Origin of the sequence: Priestia sp. Y58, assembly GCF_029522095.1 — a bacterium.
Taxonomy (GTDB): Bacteria; Bacillota; Bacilli; order Bacillales; family Bacillaceae_H; genus Priestia; species Priestia megaterium_E.
Window position 1 is genome coordinate 179298 of record NZ_JAKWFL010000007.1, and the last position, 14015, is coordinate 193312.

At 38.2% G+C, this 14015-nt stretch carries 13 protein-coding genes and 1 tRNA gene; 11 read left to right on the forward strand and 3 right to left on the reverse strand.

What is annotated here, in order from left to right; all coding sequences use genetic code 11:
• Window positions 1–119: 119 nt before the first annotated feature.
• From MMB68_RS20855 to MMB68_RS20880, 6 genes are all read left to right on the forward strand, one after another.
• The gene (locus tag MMB68_RS20855) at window positions 120–1538 is read left to right on the forward strand and encodes an ethanolamine ammonia-lyase reactivating factor EutA (protein ID WP_277549296.1); all 1419 of its coding nucleotides are present in this window, start codon (window positions 120–122) and stop codon (window positions 1536–1538) included.
• A gap of 26 nt (window positions 1539–1564) precedes the next feature.
• Window positions 1565–2935 (forward strand): ethanolamine ammonia-lyase subunit EutB, encoded by a 1371-nt coding sequence (locus MMB68_RS20860; protein ID WP_277549297.1) that lies wholly within the window; start codon window positions 1565–1567, stop codon window positions 2933–2935.
• A 14-nt stretch (window positions 2936–2949) separates the two neighbouring features.
• A complete protein-coding gene (gene eutC / locus MMB68_RS20865; RefSeq protein WP_221785063.1) occupies window positions 2950–3663 on the forward strand; it encodes an ethanolamine ammonia-lyase subunit EutC in 714 nt (237 codons plus the stop codon).
• A 21-nt stretch (window positions 3664–3684) separates the two neighbouring features.
• Window positions 3685–5034: an ethanolamine permease gene (gene eat / locus MMB68_RS20870; RefSeq protein WP_221785064.1), complete on the forward strand. Its 1350-nt coding sequence runs from the start codon at window positions 3685–3687 to the stop codon at window positions 5032–5034.
• A gap of 140 nt (window positions 5035–5174) precedes the next feature.
• Window positions 5175–6107 carry a TcaA NTF2-like domain-containing protein gene (locus MMB68_RS20875; RefSeq protein ID WP_277549298.1) on the forward strand — a complete coding sequence of 311 codons (933 nt, stop codon included), beginning with the start codon at window positions 5175–5177 and terminating at the stop codon, window positions 6105–6107.
• 47 nt (window positions 6108–6154) lie between these two features.
• A complete protein-coding gene (locus tag MMB68_RS20880) occupies window positions 6155–7345 on the forward strand; it encodes a TcaA NTF2-like domain-containing protein (protein ID WP_269870765.1) in 1191 nt (396 codons plus the stop codon).
• A gap of 53 nt (window positions 7346–7398) precedes the next feature.
• On the opposite strand, the gene MMB68_RS20885 is transcribed toward MMB68_RS20880, so the two are convergent.
• Window positions 7399–7482 (reverse strand) — tRNA-OTHER (locus MMB68_RS20885).
• 394 nt (window positions 7483–7876) lie between these two features.
• Between MMB68_RS20885 and MMB68_RS20890 the strand changes: the two genes are divergently transcribed.
• The gene (locus MMB68_RS20890) at window positions 7877–8959 is read left to right on the forward strand and encodes a tyrosine-type recombinase/integrase (RefSeq protein WP_264409218.1); all 1083 of its coding nucleotides are present in this window, start codon (window positions 7877–7879) and stop codon (window positions 8957–8959) included.
• Window positions 8960–9100: 141 nt separating this feature from the next.
• Window positions 9101–9535, forward strand: a complete 435-nt coding sequence (locus MMB68_RS20895; protein WP_277549299.1) for a hypothetical protein — start codon at window positions 9101–9103, stop codon at window positions 9533–9535.
• 36 nt (window positions 9536–9571) lie between these two features.
• On the opposite strand, the gene MMB68_RS20900 is transcribed toward MMB68_RS20895, so the two are convergent.
• Window positions 9572–10024: a MarR family winged helix-turn-helix transcriptional regulator gene (locus MMB68_RS20900; protein WP_221785068.1), complete on the reverse strand. Its 453-nt coding sequence runs from the start codon at window positions 10022–10024 to the stop codon at window positions 9572–9574.
• A 198-nt stretch (window positions 10025–10222) separates the two neighbouring features.
• On the opposite strand from MMB68_RS20900, the gene MMB68_RS20905 reads away from it, so the two are divergent.
• The 3 genes from MMB68_RS20905 to MMB68_RS20915 all read left to right on the forward strand — a co-directional run bounded on the left by MMB68_RS20905 (window position 10223) and on the right by MMB68_RS20915 (window position 12640).
• On the forward strand, window positions 10223–11011 hold the full coding sequence (locus tag MMB68_RS20905; protein WP_277549300.1) for an HAD family hydrolase: 789 nt from the start codon (window positions 10223–10225) through the stop codon (window positions 11009–11011).
• 188 nt (window positions 11012–11199) lie between these two features.
• Window positions 11200–11823 (forward strand): hypothetical protein, encoded by a 624-nt coding sequence (locus MMB68_RS20910; RefSeq protein ID WP_277447772.1) that lies wholly within the window; start codon window positions 11200–11202, stop codon window positions 11821–11823.
• Window positions 11824–12130: 307 nt separating this feature from the next.
• Window positions 12131–12640, forward strand: coding sequence for a hypothetical protein (locus tag MMB68_RS20915; RefSeq protein ID WP_221785070.1), 510 nt, complete (start codon window positions 12131–12133; stop codon window positions 12638–12640).
• Between the two features lie 88 nt (window positions 12641–12728).
• Here MMB68_RS20915 and MMB68_RS20920 read toward each other — a convergent pair whose 3' ends face one another.
• On the reverse strand, window positions 12729–14009 hold the full coding sequence (locus MMB68_RS20920) for an Nramp family divalent metal transporter (protein ID WP_029714919.1): 1281 nt from the start codon (window positions 14007–14009) through the stop codon (window positions 12729–12731).
• Window positions 14010–14015 lie beyond the last annotated feature (6 nt).

Sequence of the window (14015 nt, forward strand, 5' to 3'; positions counted from 1 at the left end):
GTCATTTGTCACCTTTGTTTACACAAAAGTGTGTCAGGTTTGATAACATAGTTAGTGAAATATTCAAAAAACTGTTTTATGATAGTCAACATATTCAAACGAGATAAAGGATTGATAGCATGCTACAGAAATGGATCACGAGCATAGGTTTAGATATTGGAACAAGCACAACAAAACTGATTGTAAGCAAGCTGTTAATAGCAAATCAACAAAATCAGTTTACGCTGCCAGGCTGTCAAATTATTGATCGTCGCGTAACGTATGCAAGTTCTATCTATACCACACCTATGTTAAACGAGGTTGAAATCGATGTTCAACGATTAACGGTACTACTAGAACAAGAGTACAAAAATGCAGAAATCTCCTTAGATCAAGTGGAGGCGGGCGCTGTGATCATCACAGGAGAAACTGCTAGAAAGCAAAATGCAGAAACTATCGTTCACTATCTAGCCGAACATGCTGGAGATTTTGTTGTTGCAACAGCCGGTGCTGACTTGGAAGGAATATTGGCGGCAAAAGGATCAGGAGCAATCCAACATTCCGCTGAAACAAATGCAGTAATTGCCAATATTGATGTAGGAGGAGGCACCGCTAACATCGCTTTATGTCAAAACGGAAAAGTGATCGAAACGTTTACGCTGCATGTAGGTGGAAGATTAATTCGGCTGAATTCAGACGGCTTTGTTACCTACGTTTCACCTTATTTAACTGAATTTTTAAAAAATAATTCTTTAACACTGCGAGAAGGTGAAAAAGCAACATTTGAAAAACTCTCGTCTATCTGTCAATTACTAGCTGAAGAAACCGTGAATTATGTAAGAGCACTAATTCAAACCTCTTCGCTGCTCGTTTCTCCTCATACAAGATCTTCTATCCAACCAGAAACAATTATGATTTCAGGAGGAGTAGGAGCAATGATGGAGAAGCAAATGCCAAAAACCGTGAAAGAAGTGGCCATACACGGAGACATTGGTCCGCTTCTAGCATATCATTTTCAATCCATCCAAGTATCTCAAGCCGCTGAGACAACGCGCGCTACTGTAATTGGTGCTGGTATGCAAAATACAGAAGTTAGCGGATCAACCGTATACATTGGGTCGAAGCGGCTGCCGCTAAAAAATATTCCGATTATAGAGATACCCGTTCAGCAAGAAGAGACGTGGAATCCGCAGCTGTTTCAAGAAAGAGCTCGGGCGTCATGTATGCAGGCTTCAACTATTTTCAGTGCAGAAGATCCCCCCGCTGCTATTGCTTTATCTCATTTTCCTTACTGCAGCTATAAGATGCTTCAAGAATTAGCAAAAGTAATAAGCGCTGAATTTATTGCTTGTTTTAAGGGAGCTAAGTGCCTCGTTGTTCTATGCGAACAAGATATTGCAAAAGCCTTAGGACAAGCATTAGCTAAACAGAGCAAAGAGTTAGAAATTATTTGTTTAGATCAAATTGATTTTACACACGGAGATTACATTGATCTAGGGTTACCAGTAGCTGGAGAGGCGATCTCCGTTTCCGTTAAAACGCTCGCTTTTTCATCATAATCTATTAAATATCTAAGGAGGAAAAGATGTTTAAAACTACACGATTGTTAGGAGAAACATTTTCATTTTATAGCTTAAAAGAAATTATGGCCAAAGCAAACGAAGAGCGTTCTGGAGATCAGCTAGCGGGAGTTAGCGCTGAATCAATGAAAGAACGAATGGCAGCAAAGCAAGTTCTAGCGGATATCACACTTGCTGATATTCGAAATTACCCGCTGCTCAGCGCAGATGAAGACAACGTCTCGGCATTAATCGAAAGTCAGATTGATTCATCGGTTTACGACATTATTAAAAATTGGACAGTAGGAGATTTAAGAGAATACATTTTATCCGATCAGCATAGCGGAGAAGACCTTCTTGCACTTAGCAAAGGATTAAGCAGCGAAATGATTGCGGCAGCTACTAAAATCATGTCCAATTTAGATTTAATTCAAGGAGCTGCCAAGATAGAAGTGCAAACTACTTGTCAAACGACTATCGGCCAAAAAGGAGTATTGGCTTCTCGAGCCCAGCCTAATCATCCTTCAGATAACTTAAAGGGAATGAGAGCATCTCTATATGAAGCGTTAAGCTATGGAATTGGAGATGCGGTTATCGGAATTAACCCTGTTATTGACACAACGGATAATATCTACGCGCTTTTGAATGAAACAAAAAATATAATCAATGAATGGGCAATCCCGACTCAAAACTGTGTGTTGTCACATGTGACGAGTCAGATGAGAGCAATTGAAAAAGGAGCATCTGCTGACTTGATTTTTCAAAGTTTGGCAGGCACAGAAGCCGGTAATGATTCATTTGGAATTTCACTGTCTATGCTTGATGAAGCGACAGCGCTAATTCATGAAAAAGGGACGGCAAAAGGTCCGAACCGCTGGTATTTCGAAACAGGACAAGGTTCTGAACTGTCATCGGAAGCTCACTATAATATTGATCAAGTAACGCTTGAAGCTAGATGTTACGGCTTAGCTCGTCACTATAAGCCTTTCTTAGTTAATACGGTTGTTGGATTTATTGGACCTGAATATTTATATAACAGCAAACAAGTTCTACGAGCTGGGTTAGAAGATCATTTTATGGGCAAAATGCACGGCCTGCCTATGGGAGTAGACGTATGTTACACCAACCACATGGATGCTGATCAAAATGACATGGATAATTTAAGTATGCTTCTGGGAACAGCTGGAGTGAACTTTGTCATAGGAGTGCCCATGGCTGATGACTGCATGCTAAACTACCAGTCTCTTAGTTATCATGACATCGCAACAGTACGTAATGTACTTGGCCGTACCCCAACGCCGTTATTTCAAAAGTGGCTTGAAGAACAGCGTATTATGGAAAACGGACGCTTTACATCAAGAGCTGGAGATCCAACTATTTTTATGAATTTGATTTAAGGAAGGTGCTTACTATGATACCAATGTCAAATCGAGATCCGCTAGAAACACTTAAACAATTTACCCCTGCCCGCATAGGTGTCGGCCGTACAGGAACAAGGCCGCTAACAAAAGACGTTTTATCTTTTCGCACGGATCATGCTGCAGCCGTAGACTCTGTATATGGAGCAGTTTCAGAACATACCTTAGCCGAGTTTGACCTTTTCTCTGTGAATACACGAGTGGAGTCAAAAGAACATTATTTAAAACGGCCGGATCAAGGAAGGTTATTAGCAGATAACGCTAAGAAAGAAATTTTTAAAAACTGCGTACAGCAGCCTGATGTACAAGTAGTAGTCTCGGATGGACTGAGCGCCAAGGCGATCGAAGAAAACATAAGCGACGTGTATCCAGCTTTAATTGACTCCTTGCAGTCATATGGACTTCGTATCGGAACTTCATTTTTTGTAAAAGGGGGACGAGTTGCGTGTATGGATGAAATTGGCGAGATCATAAAGCCAAAAGCACTTGTGCTATTGATTGGAGAGCGACCTGGGCTGGTCAGTGCTGAATCAATGAGTGCTTACATGTGTTATGAACCTAGAAAAGGTAAAAAGGAGTCTGACCGTATGGTTATTTCTAATATTCATAAAAGAGGAACGCCCCCTATTGAGGCAGCCGCGCATATCGGTACCATGATTGACAAAATGATCAAGCAGCAAACAAGTGGTGTACATCTTATTGTCTAAACATCAAAAGGAGGAGAAGATATGGCGTTACAAAAACAATTAAAACCTATTCATTTATGGGCTATTTCAGTAGGCATGGTTATTTCAGGACAATACTTTGGGTGGAATTACGGGTTTGAACAAGGCGGGATTATCGGACTTGCAATTGCAACCTTAATTGTAACCGTGTTTTACACAACGTTTATGTTCAGTTATGCAGAGCTTTCAACGTCTATCCCACAAGCCGGTGGGCCTTCAGCTTATGCAAGAAGAGCACTTGGACCTTTTGGGGGATATATCGCAGGAATTGCATGCTTGCTTGAATTTATTTTTGCTCCTCCTGCTATTGCGGTCTCAACAGGAGCATACCTACACTTCCTTATTCCAGCCGTTAACCCTGTATATGCAACGGTAGGCGCTTTTATTTTCTTTGTTTTATTAAATTTAATCGGGGTAAAAGAAGTAGCGGTGATTGAGCTTACAGCTACCATTGTTGCACTAATTGGTTTATCTATTTTTTATGTAGCTGGTTTGCCTCATGTACAAACATCGAATATTTTTAATGACCACTCATTTATTAATGGTCCAACGGGGGTATTAGCAGCTATTCCATTTGCTGTTTGGTTTTATCTGGCAATAGAAGGCGGAGCGATGGCAGCAGAAGAAGTGGAAAATCCTAAGAAAAATATCCCTAAAGGGTTTATTGGAGCGATTATTACTCTAGCAACCGCAACCTTGTTTACACTATTTGTAACAGCAGGACTTGGCGGAGGAAGCGGGAAACTAGCCGATTATCCACTTCCGCAGGCACTGTCTTCTGTATACGGAAACGGCATTTCAACCGTGGTTGCTATTATTGGATTATTCGGATTGATTGCTAGTTTAAATGGAATCATCATGGGATTTTCAAGACAAACCTATGCACTTGCACGAGATGGTTACTTCCCTAAATTTCTTGCTAAAACGAATAAAAAAGGAGTTCCTGTCGGCGGTTTGTTGATTCCGGGAGCAATTGGCGTGATTTGTGCAGGATCTGCAACGTTTGCCAATGCACTTATTATCTTATCCGTGTTCGGAGCAATGATGATGTACTGCATCAGTTTAGTTTCTCTTTTTATTTTACGCAAAAAAGAACCTAATCTATCCCGTCCTTTTAAAGTGAAATACCCGGTAGTGCCAAGCGTTGCCTTAGTATTAGGGATTCTATGCTTATACAGCATTATAAAATACAGTGTTCTTACAACAAATTTAATGCTGTTTGGTGTTTCTCTACCTTTAATGTATGTGATTCTTGGAATTTTCCTTCTTTCAATTATTTACTATGTCTTTTATGGTTCTAGACAGCTTAAAAAAGAAGCAGCCAATTCATATCAAGAAGCGTCTATTAAATAAGAAGAAAAACGGCTCGCTGTAAAGGCAAGCCGTTTTTCTTGTGAAATTAAAGGGTTGAGCGTTTTTTTGTAGAATGATATACTAGGTCTGTTTGTTGGAAGATTATACATACATTTATATTAGACAAAGAAGGGGCAATTATGATGAACAAACGTAATACAATCATTATCACGGTTGTTTCATCTATTCTGTTATCAGCCTGTCAGCAAGAAGAGACAATAAAAGACGGAAATACAATGATAGTAGAAAAAGATGCAAAAAAAGTACTAAACGAACCAAAAACACAAGTGGAAAGCATTCAATCGATTGATTTAAATAAAGAAGCAATGAGCGGAAAATTTATTACAGCCTGGATGACTGATTACTTTTCAGCGTTTGGAAAAGCAGTTGATCAAAACTCCTTTGATGATCTAAAAGCTTTTTTGAAAGCGGACAGTTCTTTTTATAAAGAGCAGAAACTTCTTGTTGAAAATTTCACACGCCAAGGTATCGAGCAGAAGAAGCAAACGTTTCATATTGTCAACTGGTATGAAGAACCTAACCATGTGTTCAAAATACAAACCCACGAGGAAAGCTTATTAAAGCAGCCGGGTAAAGAACCTTATACTAAAATTTGTGACCGCCTTTATACAGCCGTTTATCAAAACGATACGTTAAAGTTATCGAGTGTAGAACCATTTGACTTTTCATCTAAACCAAATGAAAGCACTGAAACTCCCACTACACAAACAACAGACTTACACGACTACGATGGAAAATGGACCACTGGCAATGATAACGGATCTCCTATCATTCAATTTCTTGCTACATCCAATTCGGAAGCAACGATTAAAATAAACTCGTACCAGCCACCTAGCAAAATCCGCGTGTCAACCGTTGAACAAAAAAATATTCGCTTTGAAAATAACCAAGCAGCCATTGAATATGAAAATGATGGACAAGGAAATAAAGGAACAATTGTCATTACGCTCAAAGAAAATTCCATTTCATTACTTGCTAAAACAGATCAAAATAAAAAGGCAAAGTGGGGAATTCCAAGCGGTGATTACGTGCTCGATACGTTTGAGAATTAAAGATCATTTTAAAAACAGACTAAATTCGGCCTTGAGGAGGACACCTTATGTATAAAAAATGGACGATTGCATTCGTTCTACTGCTGCTAATGGTTTTGACAGCCTGTGAAGAAAAAGAAACAGTTAAGTTATCCAAACCAACCGAACCTTCCTCAGATGAAGTGATCCCAAAAGATCAAGCCAAGTCATCTATCAAGCCTGATCTTGTATCAGAAAAAAAAGCCGAAAAAACTGCGGTTGAGACGATGAACAAAATTTCAAGTACCTATAAAGAATTAGGCGAAGAGTACGAATGGGAAAATGAATCTAACCCTGCTGATTATGAAACGCTAAAAAAAGCGCTAACGCCATACGCGACATCGTCTTTAATTGCAACAAAGCTAAAAAGTATTTCTACTAATTATTACTGTAAAGAATGCAATATGAGCTTTTTTCCTGATGTAACTCATCTGATTCGATTTGAACTTATTAACAATCATGCTGGGCAATTTTCGGTCTCCGCTATTGAGCCAATTAGTAAAGAAGGAAGCGGCGGACTGACCATTTACATGAATTTTAAATACGTTAATAAGCACTGGAAGTTAAACGAATGGGATGAAGTCACCTATCATCAAAAATACCTGAACATTACGGCCGATGAATATGTCGAATACGTGAAATCGGTTAATCCTTCTAGTGACATTTCATACCAAGGTGAAACAACCCGTACAAATGAAAAAGGCGAAAAGGAAGAAATCTTGGTCTTCAAAGAGAATAATAAAACGTATGCCATCAGCAAAAACAGCTCTCAGCGAATCGACGATTTTAAAGAAGATGAAAAAGAAAAAGAGAAGAAGGAAGAAAAAGATTTTAATTTAAAAAATATCCAAAAAGTTGATCAAGAAACAGCGGATATTTTTATTGAACATTACTTAAGAGATTTAACAAAGTCCATTAACACAAATAAATTTGAACACGTACAGCCTTATATCGAACAGGACAGTGTTTTATGGAATGATCAAAAGCAGCTTGTGAAGATGCTGTATGAAAGAGATATTCGAGAAGAACTCGTTGATTATTCGGTATTAGATGTTGAATCTATGAGTGAAGAAGAGGGCGAAGCGGTCTATACAATCCAAACGAAAGAAGTCATTTCAATTACAACGAACGGTCAAAGTCAGGAAAAAGAGTATTATCGAACCTATACCGTTTCCTACAGCAATAAACAGCTGCACCTGACTAAAATTGAATCACTTTAAAAAAACATCACGCTCTGCGTGATGTTTTTTGTTACAGAAAGAAATTCTAGAAAAGAACTTGGCGGGATTCGAACCCGCAAGATGCACAGCTGTATAGGACAATACGACTGGCTGCTCTGCTATTGAGCTACAAGTTCACAATAGAAGTATTTGTTTCTTTTGCTTTTGTTATTCATCGGCTTACGATTCATTGATTTTTCTTTACAAGCAAACTAACTTCTTGCAACGTTAGTTTCTCATTGCTAAACAAAGCTTATTCTCTTTAAAACCCTTTACTTGACTAACGCAAGATAACTCTTTCTTATCAAGCGTTTATATGATAAAGTAGAAAAATAAGCAGAAAATAGAATAAATTTTACATATAATGGATATATATGTTGGAATCTTTAAAAACCGGCTTTTTAAATTGAGTTTTGAGAGGTTTTTAAAAACTTTTAATGGCATTTGTCGTGGATTGATAAAAATTTGTTATATCGAATCCTGGTTCGTTTAAAAAGTATATCTTCGTTTTTTATAATTAGGAGGGGTAAAATGGAAGAATTTGAATTGTCGCCTGCGAAAAATTCGTTTCGCCAGCTAAAAGAGCAGTGGGAAGAGGCAGAGCTGTTAGATGAAGATAACAACTTGAATTTAAAGCACGTTTCAGATGAAGAATTTATTCAGCTCTTTTTTTCAATGCGTATTATCAAAAAATCACTTTCTCCTCATACGATCAGATCTTACAATCAAGACATGAAAACGATTCTGTCTTTTTTCTATGAACGAGAGATTACATTAAAATCGATTGGATTTATGGAAGTCAAATTATTTAATGAAGAAATGATGAATCAATATGCAAATCGAACTGCTGCAAGAAAGCTAGAATTTTTTAGAAGAATGCTAGAGTTTGGACACGCTACTCATTTTTATCCTTCGCTGTATACGACGTGGATTGAAAAGCCATCTATTGCAAAAGGACACTACAGTGATAAAGAAAAACAAAATCGCACCGAGTATCGAGAGCTAACCGATCGCGAAGCACAGGTAATTGTAAATGCGTTAGAATCCGTCGTGCGCATTCGCCAACATGAAAAGGAATTCAAAGCGCGCAACCGCTTAATGGGAATGCTTTTGTATATGAGTGGAATGCGTTCAAGTGAACTGCTGAGTTTAAATTGGGGAAGCTTCCGCGAAGACCGCCGAGGAAATTTGGTTGTAGATGTGATTGGTAAAGGAAAAAAAGAACGAACGATTCCTGTGTTTGACGATGTGAAAGAAACGCTTAACGCTTACCGGCAAGCGTTAAATGAAAGCACTGAACTAAGTCCTTTTGACACCGAACCGCTTTTTTATTCCATTAAAGAGTACTATCGTACCGGGGAAAAGAAGCGACTGTCCTATACAACATTGTATCGAACGATTAAATCAGCTGTTTATAAAGTAAAAGGAAACGCGTCTATTTCTCCTCATTGGTTTCGTCATACCTTTATTACAAATAGTTTAGCTAATGACGTTCCGCTTGCGGTTGTGAAACAAGTAGTAGGGCATTCTTCTATTGCTACAACGAACGTTTATCTTGAAAAACTTCAAGAGGATACAATATACGACGCGTTTCGAAAATCGGGTTATCGCTAATTACTTATAATATTTTTATGTAAACTAAAAAACATATTTTTTCATTTTTACTGCTTATGCGTATGAAATAAGTTGTATAAATGAATAAGTTACTTTTCCTACAATATAATGGTAGAAAGTCGATAAAGGAGGGAGCTACCTATGACGGCTAAACATCCGCTTCACTACCATTTCGGAGAAGTAACGGAGCTTTTTCATTACATATACGAAGTTTGTGAAACAGCAGGTATTTATATTGACTGGAGCGGAACAGCCCAAACCGTTCAGCTATACCGAAGCAAGGAATCTTTTTTAACCGGAGAGCGCTACATTGGAGCGATTCAGTATGAGGGAAGCAATCAGTTTCAAAAAAGGTGGCCTTCTACCGTCAGTTTGAGATTTCGACGTGCGAACTTGTCGTTTATTTTAAAATATTGTTTAGAACAAATTGAAGACTACCGCAAAGACACGAACAAAGAACCCTTCATTAATCCAAATGCAGAATCCATCGCGTTTAAATTCACCTCTTTAACAGATGAAACCAAACAAGTGATTTCAAAAATCAAAGAAGTACTATGCATCGCCAACTACGTGTAAAACCCCGCAGAATGTTAGCTGTGGGGTTTTGGGTATTTAACGCAGGTCTTCTGCGTCTTGAAGCAATTGTTCGGCGCGGTGTTCAAGTTTTTGTAAAGTCTCGGTGTAAATTTTAACCTGCTGCTCGTTTAATCCGGACGTTAATTCGAAAAATACCTGTTCTACAGCAGGCGTTACTTCTGCTTTTAAACGCAGGCCGTCTTCTGTTATTTGAATAAAAAACGAGCGGCGATCTTCTGGATTTCTGATACGTTGAATCCAATTTTGCTTTTCTAGTAAATCTAAAATTTTAGTCAGCGTCGCTTGATCTTTATCCGCTCGTTCAGCTAATTGTTTCTGCGTACTATATTCAGCTTCTGATACGCGTTTTAAAACGGTCCACTGTTCTGGCGTAATCCCAAAAGGACGCAAGCGTGCGGCAACTACTCTGCTTAAGCGCTTACTTGTACGAACGGTGGGAATGCCGAACATTTCTTCTAACGATTCCATATAAAACCTCCTGCATACATACATGCTGTGATTATATCAGCTGTTTTTATTTCTGTAAATTTGTTTGTAAAGAGGACGCTTGATAAAAATAAATTTACAGAATAAATCGCAAATACACTAGACTTATTGTGTGTATCCTTGTAATCTAGTGTAAGAATAGTTAAACTTTTTCAAAAACAGTAGGGGGTACACACATCCATGATTAAAGCGGTATTTTTCGACTTAGATGACACGCTACTTTGGGATCAAAAAAGCGTAAAAGAAGCATTCGTTGCAACATGTACATATGCAAGTGAAAAATATAATCTAAAACCTGAAGAACTAGAAGAAGCGGTGCGTAAGGAAGCAAGAGAATTATACGCTTCGTATGAAACCTATGAATTTACGCAAATGATTGGTATTAATCCATTTGAAGGGTTATGGGGAAATTTTTTAGACGATCATGATGAATTCCGCAAAATGAAAGATATTGTTCCTACTTATCGCAAAGAAGCTTGGACTCGAGGCCTTCGTGCCCTAGGAATTCACGGCGATGCTTTTGGAGCGGAATTAGCTGAACGTTTTCCGTTAGAGCGCCGCAAAACACCGTTTGTATACGAAGAAACGTTTGAAGTGCTTGATCAATTAAAAGGAAAGTACAAGCTGCTGCTGTTAACAAACGGTTCACCTGACTTACAAAATACTAAATTAGATATTACATCAGAACTAGTTCCATATTTTGATGAGATTGTGATTTCAGGTGCATTTGGCCGCGGTAAGCCTGATCCATCTATTTTCGACCATGCTTTATCACTTATGGATTTAAAGAAAGATGAAGCGATTATGGTTGGAGATAATTTAATGACAGATATACTGGGTTCTTCTCGCGTTGGAATGAAATCTGTATGGATTAATCGTCACGATAAAGAGCGAAATGAAGTCATTCCTACTTATGAAATTACCCATTTAAGTGAACTGCATTCAATTTTAGATGAACTAAATTCATAATATGAACAAACAAAAAAGAGGCGTAAATCGTCTCTTTTTTTTGTTGTAAAAATAAGCACAGCAGTCTTTGCAGGTCCTATATCCGTTCCAAATCTCACTGACTTCATTCACATTGTACCAATCTTATCCTTTATTAACAGATAAATACCATGTAGCATAGTATATAGACTAGTCATTGGAGGAATAACATGAAGAAAATAGTTACCAGAAGCCTTGTAGCGGCTGTTTTGTTCACAAGTCTCGCCGCTTGTGAAGACAAACAAGGCGATACGCACGTCACTTACAAAAAACCTCAACCTAAACATGCCCCGGGAACAGATACCATTTCAGCAACAGATGAAACGATGGCTCCTGTAAGTCGGGTAGCTCAAGAAGATGAAACCGATGATCGATTAGCATTTGGAGAACGATCAAAACACGGTCAATATTATGTGTCCACAACGGATGCGCAATCTTATCCTGTTAAAGGAGCTAAACAAGTAAACACCCAGTACATTGTCGTATCCGTTCAGTTTCAGCGAACACCTAATGAACATTCGACTGTAGTATTAAACGACACGACGTTTACATTACAAGACACAGCAACTTATCAAACCTACGAACCGTCTGATGGAGGAAATTTATCGACAGAAACCCCGCACACCCTGTGGACAGCTTTTTCATTACCGTCACTATCTGACGATGAACCACTTAACCTCGATGTTGCATTTAAAATTCCAAAAAAGGCCAACCATACGTATAACCTGTTAATTACACAGCAATCAGAACGAGCGGATGTGTTTAAGTTTGAAGAAGCCAAACAGAATTATTAATTACATACAGAAAAAACGCCCGTCTTTTGTTTTATCGAAAAAGAGGGGGTTTTTTGTAACATCATCTTGTTTCTCATAGAAAGCGTTAACTATACTGCAACCCCTGAATAAAAAGAAGGAATATACAAGGGAAGCGGAGTAAACGATAGACACAAAAAGAAAAAGAGAATAGACATAAAGCGCGTTAGTGTAGTCAAGTTCAAAAAGAACGTGTATCATTGTAACTGCTGGTAACAAAAGATAGACATAAAATATAAATAAAAAAGTTATGAGAAAGGAAAAGGTGCGTACATCACGTTAAAGACATATGAATCATAAACATACAAAAACAACTACTGAATTTAGTAATAAAAAAATAAACATGCATTTAAATAGAAAGCTATCAGCCGCTATTATAGCTGCGTTTCTTTTTACTTTACTTTTTTGTTTTATGCCAGGTATAAAAGAGTCAATTCCCAATTTTTCTATTAAAAAAACCAGTCCGCATTTCATTGATTTATTTCCTTTATACCTTTTATTTTTTACACCCTTCTTTTTAATAATGGGGACGTTAGGCACGGTTATCGTTGATTTATTAGTCAGTGCTTTTGTAAAAGACCGTAGTAAAAAAATTGATTTTGTCCTATCCTTCATATTCCATGCCATTTTTGGATTTTTAATGTTTGAATTCGGAATGATAGGAATTGTTCTTATTTTTGTTGTTGATCGTATACTTTCAATCCGTAAAGAAAACTATTCTTATTTATATCCACTGGGTTGCTTAGTACTGTCGGCCATTATTGGAACTCTCGTCTACTTCATTTTTACTATCGTTTAATAAAAAATAATAAAAAAGAGACCCAGTTGTTAGACTATATCTAACTTTTCAGGGTCTCTTTTTTGTTTTTTCTTGAAGGTTTGATTTACTACGCGAACGTTTGGTAAATCAAAAAGATATTTAAACAAATGACTAATGCAGCTATCACCCAAGCTACAGCCGTTGTAGCTTTATGATTAACCAATCCGCCCATGATTTTTTTATTACTTGTGAACATGATAAGAGGTACAAGCGCAAATGCAATTCCGAACGATAAAATAACTTGACTGACAACTAGTGCACTTGTTGGATTTACGCCAAGTCCGATAATCAAAAGCGGCGGAATAATTGTAATGAAACGGCGAAGATATAAAGGGATTCTGCGTTTAATAAACCCTTGCATGATGACATCTCCAGACATCGTTCCGACCGAAGAACTGGAAAGGCCTGAAGATAATAATCCAACACCGAACGCAATAGCTGCAAAGGGACCAATTAAATGTTCAAATTGTGTAAAAGCCACGTCCAAATCTTGCACGTTTAGTCCGTTTTTGAAGAATAGAGCGGCTGCGACAATCAGCATGCTTGCATTAATTGCACCAGCGATAATCATGGCAATCACAATATCGATAAATTCAAAGCGGAAAATCGCTTTTTTCTCTGATTCTGTAGTTCCTACCACGCGGCGCTGCGTAAGAGCTGAGTGCAAATAAATCGCGTGTGGCATAACTGTAGCACCTAAAATCCCGGAAGCTAACAGCACGCTGTCTGTCCCGTGAAACTGAGGGACAAATAAGCCGTGGACAACACTTGCGCCGTCTGGATGCGCAAGAAACATTTGAGTCCCAAAAGCTAATACCACAATAAAAACCATCGCCGCAATCGCTGCTTCTAGCAGTCGAACACCTCGTCTTTGTAACTCTAAAATAGCAAAAGAACCTACCGCTGCGATGAGTGCAGCTGGGAACAAAGGAATATGAAATAATAAATAAATGCCAAGAGCAGCCCCAATAAATTCTGCTAAATCCGTCGCCATAATGACCAATTCCCCTTGTATCCAAAGACCAAAAGAAACGAAAGACGGGAAGTGTTCCTGTGCTATCTCGGGTAGATTCAAGCCTGTTGCAATACCTAATTTAGCTGATAACGATTGAATTAAGACAGCCATTAAGTTAGAAATTAATACAACCCAAAGCAACATGTATCCGTATTGAGAGCCTGCTGCGATGTTAGTAGCAAAATTACCCGGGTCAATATAAGCAACCGCTGCGATAAAGGCAGGCCCTAAGAAAGGTAACAATCGCTTAATTCCTTTTGTTTTACCCGACAATACGTCTTGAGCACTTAGCTGCATAGCTGATAATGCTTTACTGCCGTTTTGATCTTTCATGTCTAG

Excerpts from the sequence above, each read along its gene's own strand:
- MMB68_RS20855 (WP_277549296.1), top strand. The coding sequence starts at position 120 with ATGCTACAGAAATGGATCACGAGCATAGGTTTAGATATTGGAACAAGC.
- MMB68_RS20860 (WP_277549297.1), top strand. The coding sequence starts at position 1,565 with ATGTTTAAAACTACACGATTGTTAGGAGAAACATTTTCATTTTATAGC.
- MMB68_RS20910 (WP_277447772.1), top strand. The coding sequence starts at position 11,200 with ATGAAGAAAATAGTTACCAGAAGCCTTGTAGCGGCTGTTTTGTTCACA.
- MMB68_RS20895 (WP_277549299.1), top strand. The coding sequence starts at position 9,101 with ATGACGGCTAAACATCCGCTTCACTACCATTTCGGAGAAGTAACGGAG.
- MMB68_RS20880 (WP_269870765.1), top strand. The coding sequence starts at position 6,155 with ATGTATAAAAAATGGACGATTGCATTCGTTCTACTGCTGCTAATGGTT.
- MMB68_RS20915 (WP_221785070.1), top strand. The coding sequence starts at position 12,131 with ATGAATCATAAACATACAAAAACAACTACTGAATTTAGTAATAAAAAA.
- MMB68_RS20890 (WP_264409218.1), top strand. The coding sequence starts at position 7,877 with ATGGAAGAATTTGAATTGTCGCCTGCGAAAAATTCGTTTCGCCAGCTA.
- MMB68_RS20905 (WP_277549300.1), top strand. The coding sequence starts at position 10,223 with ATGATTAAAGCGGTATTTTTCGACTTAGATGACACGCTACTTTGGGAT.
- MMB68_RS20900 (WP_221785068.1), bottom strand. The coding sequence starts at position 10,024 with ATGGAATCGTTAGAAGAAATGTTCGGCATTCCCACCGTTCGTACAAGT.
- MMB68_RS20920 (WP_029714919.1), bottom strand. The coding sequence starts at position 14,009 with ATGAAAGATCAAAACGGCAGTAAAGCATTATCAGCTATGCAGCTAAGT.
- eutC (WP_221785063.1), top strand. The coding sequence starts at position 2,950 with ATGATACCAATGTCAAATCGAGATCCGCTAGAAACACTTAAACAATTT.
- MMB68_RS20875 (WP_277549298.1), top strand. The coding sequence starts at position 5,175 with ATGATGAACAAACGTAATACAATCATTATCACGGTTGTTTCATCTATT.
- eat (WP_221785064.1), top strand. The coding sequence starts at position 3,685 with ATGGCGTTACAAAAACAATTAAAACCTATTCATTTATGGGCTATTTCA.